This window comes from Archangium sp. (assembly GCF_036389735.1).
GTDB lineage: Bacteria > Myxococcota > Myxococcia > Myxococcales > Myxococcaceae > Archangium.
Genome location: NZ_DASVWK010000775.1, coordinates 1 through 3,581, shown reverse-complemented (window position 1 = coordinate 3,581; position 3,581 = coordinate 1). Strand labels below are relative to the sequence as shown.

The following is a 3,581-nucleotide window of genomic DNA, read 5'->3' as shown; positions in this document are numbered from 1 at the left end:
GTCGCGGAGCCGGTCCTCCAGGCGCATGCGGAACTCGCGCAGGCGCTCCACCTCGCGCATCAGCGCCGTCACCTGGTGGGCGGCCACGCGCCAGCCGGCGTCCGCGTCGGAGTCGTCCGCCAGGGTCGACGGCGCGGCCTGGGACGGAGCGGCGGCGGGCGCGGCCTTCACGGGCGCATGGGCCGCGGCCTCGGGGGCATGGTGGGCGCCACCCGCGGCCTCCTCGGGCGCCGGTGCCTCCGCCACGAGCTGGGCCAGGGCGGCCGTTGGATCCGGCAGCGAATCCCCGCGCCCCTCGGCATGCGCCTGGGCACGCAGCAGGAACAGGTCCAACCCGTGCAGCAGCATGTCCACCATGGACCGCGGCATGGGCGTGATGTCCTTGCGCAGCGGCGCGAGGGCATCTTCCAGCTTGTGGGCGATGGAGCTCAGGTCCTGCAACCCGAGGCTGGCCGCACTGCCCTTGAGGGTGTGCAGGTGGCGCGCCAGGCGGGTGTACACCTTGGCCAGCGCCTCGTTGTCGATGCCCTCCCGCTCCAGCTCGAGCAGGTCCAGGGTGACCTTCTGACAGACTTCCTGCGCCTCGCCCGAGAAACCGGCGACGAGGCTCTGCAGCATGGGGTCAACCGGCATTGCGCGCCCCGGCACCGCGCGCGAAGAGGCGCGGCAGGTCGATGAGGTGGATGATCTGGCGGTTGTTCTGGACGGGGACCTCGATGACCGGGCCCTCGGTTTGTGCCCGCGCCGCCTCGACCGCCACGGTGGGCAGGCTGAGCGGACGGGGAATGGCTTCGCAGTCCAGGGCACACAGCTCCCCGTCCCCGCGCTCCACGACGAGCAGCACGGCGGGGTCCTGCCGCCAGCCATGGCCGCCCAACAGCGCGGCGAGGCTGAGCGCGGAGAGCACGAAACCCTGGTAGCGCAGCACGCCAATGACATGAGGCTGGGACAGGGCCACCGGCGTCACCAGGCGCAGCGGCAGCGCGGCGCGCAGCGAGTCCAGCGGCAGCGCGTAGCGCTCCTCGCCCAGGGGGAACTCGGCCACCATGATGACGGTCTCGTCGGCCGTTCCTTCCACCCGCCCACGCAGGCGCGTGGCGCGCTCGTCCAGGAGCGAGCGGATCTCCGGATCCTGGATTTCCTCGGGGCCTCGGGGGTTCGCACTCATTCGATGGCTCCCAACGTGAGGAAGGCGTCAGCGGACGCCCTGTAGAAGCGAGCCGGTAACGGCTCGGGTCCCTTGACGGTCAGATCCGGCGGAAGCCGGGCGGCGATGTCGCGCACGGTGTGCATGAGAGCGAAGGCAGCCTCGCGAGCCCCCGCGCGTTCGCGCAGCAGGGCCAACTCCAGCATGCCGGGTAGATAGTCCCGGAATTGTTCCAGGAGCTTTTCCAAGGTGGAAGCCGCGCCCGTCTCGTCGCCGCTCTCGATGCGCTGGAGCGCCTCGAGGTGCAGGTGCACGGGTGAGGGCGCCGGAGCGGGCGCGGGCATGGGTGGCGGAGTCACACGCAGCGCCGCCCGGGCCGGCTCGGGGGAGCGGGCGACGGGACGCGGCGGCGCCTGGAGCTCCTGCGGTAGCGGGCGGCGGAAGGCCTGGAGCTCCGGCAGGCCCACGCGCACCAGCCCGGCGGGCGGATGATCCACCTCCACCGTGCCCAGCAGCAGGAAGCCGCCCGGGACGAGCGCGCGCGCCAGGTGCCCCAGCGCCGTCTGCACCGCATCGGGCGAGAAGTACGTCAGCACGTTGCGGCAGAAGATGACGTCGAAGCTGCCGTGCACCTCGGCCAGCGGCTCCAGCAGGTTGCCCTGGGTGAAGCGGGTGACGGCGCGCACGTGATCCAGGACGCTCACCCGCCCCTCGACGGCCGTCTCCTGGTAGACGGGATAGAGCAGCGGCCCGGCCTCGCGGCGGGACCAGTTGCCATAGACGCCCCGGCGCGCGTACTCCAGGCGCCCCTCGTGCAGGTCGGTGCCGAGCACCTCCACGCGTGTGCCCGCGGGCGCCATGCCCAGCAGGCACGCGGCGATGGAGTAGGTCTCCTCACCGGAGGCGCAGCCCGCGCTCCAGCCGCGCAGCACGCCGTTGCCCCGGCGCAGTGCCGCGGGCACCGCCTCGGAGGCGAGGAAGCGGAACTGCTCCGGGTGGCGGAAGAAGTACGTCTCCCCCACCAACACGGCATCGAGCAGCGCCTTGGCCAGTGGCGCGCCGGGACGCTGGAGCTCCGCCATCAGCTCGGCGGCGGAACGCCCCCGGGCCAGCTCCGCGCGCACCACGCGGTCCACCGCCGAGGGCGAGATGGCCGTGTCCCGAAACCCCGTGCACGACGAGACGACCTCACGCGCTCGCGTGAGCAGCTGCTGCGGCTCCACTCCGGTACTCATGCGCTGCGCTCCACCCCCTCGGGCCTCAGCACCTGGATCGCCTCACGCAGCAACTCCTGCGTGGCGAAGGCCCGCGGCTCGAAAATGGGCACGGAGCGATCTCCGGCCCTCAGCATTCCCAGCAACGTGTTGCGCAGCAGGCCGTGATCCGAGCCACCTACGCGCTCGCGCCGCTCGATGTCCGAGGACTGGTACTCCTCAGGGTCCTGCACCGCGTCCACGCTCAGCGCCAGCAGCACCTCGTCGATCTCCAGGATGACGAGCTTGCGCTCCTCGACGACCTCGCGGTGGGCCACGTCCAGCCGGCGCGCCAGGTCCAGCACGCACACCGGCTGGCCCCGCAGCTCGAAGAACTCGGAGATGTACGCCGGCCCCATCGGCAGCGGGCGCGTGGCGGGCTGGAGGATGACCTGCCGCACCGACTCGAGCGGGATGGCGAACTCCAGGCCTCCCACCGTCAGCCGCAGCAGGGCCATGGCGCCCACCCGGGCACGGCGCCGCGCGTTGGCCAGCGCGTTCTCCACCGCGCTCAGCAGCTCATCGGCGCGGAAGGGCTTGGCCAGGAAGAGTTCCGCCCCAATCGTCAGGCATGCCTCCGCCCGCGACGCCTCCGAGGAGATGATGATGACGGGGATGTCGGCGGTGGTGGGATCCGCCTTCAACCGCTTGAGGACCTCATCGCCATCCATTTCCGGCATGGAGAGGTCCAGGAGGACGGCGGCGGGCTGGACGCGACTGACCTTCTCGAGCGCCTCCTTGCCGTTACTCGCGGTGTTCAGCGCGTAATGGCCAGAGAGGATGGCGCGCTCGAGCGCCAGGATGGCATCACTGTCATCGACGAGGAGCAGGGACGGGAGGCTCACAACTAGGCTCTCAGTTCTGGGCCAGGAACTTGCGCACGGTTTCCGTCAGGTCGTGATGGGAAACCGGCTTGTTGATGAAGGCATTGGCACCGGCTTCCACGCCGCGCTGACGCAGGTCACCGCCCCGCTCACCAGTGAGCAGGATGACCGGAACGTCTCGCACGTGCGTCAAGGGACTCTGACGCACCTGCTTCACGAAGGTGATGCCGTCCATACCAGGCATGTTGATATCCGCGATGACCAGCTTCACCGGCACCAGCCGGAGCAGCTGCAACGCCCGTGTCGCATCCTCTGCCTCGACGAACCCCATCTTCAGGTTCATGAGGTAGATCTTGA

The 3,581-nt window shown here is 70.6% G+C and carries 5 protein-coding genes; all 5 read right to left on the bottom strand.

Annotation, left to right across the window (positions count from 1 at the left end; all coding sequences use genetic code 11):
• The coding region (locus tag VF794_RS27570) for an Hpt domain-containing protein (protein ID WP_331115464.1) at positions 1–633 on the bottom strand (633 nt) is incomplete at its 3' end.
• On the bottom strand, positions 623–1,168 hold the full coding sequence (locus VF794_RS27565; protein ID WP_331115463.1) for a chemotaxis protein CheW: 546 nt from the start codon (positions 1,166–1,168) through the stop codon (positions 623–625). The genes VF794_RS27570 and VF794_RS27565, both read right to left, overlap by 11 nt.
• Positions 1,165–2,382 (bottom strand): CheR family methyltransferase, encoded by a 1,218-nt coding sequence (locus VF794_RS27560; protein WP_331115461.1) that lies wholly within the window; start codon positions 2,380–2,382, stop codon positions 1,165–1,167. The genes VF794_RS27565 and VF794_RS27560 overlap by 4 nt, the downstream gene beginning before the upstream one ends.
• Positions 2,379–3,245 (bottom strand): response regulator, encoded by an 867-nt coding sequence (locus VF794_RS27555; protein WP_331115460.1) that lies wholly within the window; start codon positions 3,243–3,245, stop codon positions 2,379–2,381. The genes VF794_RS27560 and VF794_RS27555 overlap by 4 nt, the downstream gene beginning before the upstream one ends.
• A 10-nt stretch (positions 3,246–3,255) precedes the next feature.
• A partial coding sequence (locus VF794_RS27550) for a response regulator (RefSeq protein WP_331115458.1) occupies positions 3,256–3,581 on the bottom strand: 326 nt, incomplete at its 5' end.

Excerpts from the sequence above, each read along its gene's own strand:
- VF794_RS27565 (WP_331115463.1), bottom strand. The coding sequence starts at position 1,168 with ATGAGTGCGAACCCCCGAGGCCCCGAGGAAATCCAGGATCCGGAGATC.
- VF794_RS27560 (WP_331115461.1), bottom strand. The coding sequence starts at position 2,382 with ATGAGTACCGGAGTGGAGCCGCAGCAGCTGCTCACGCGAGCGCGTGAG.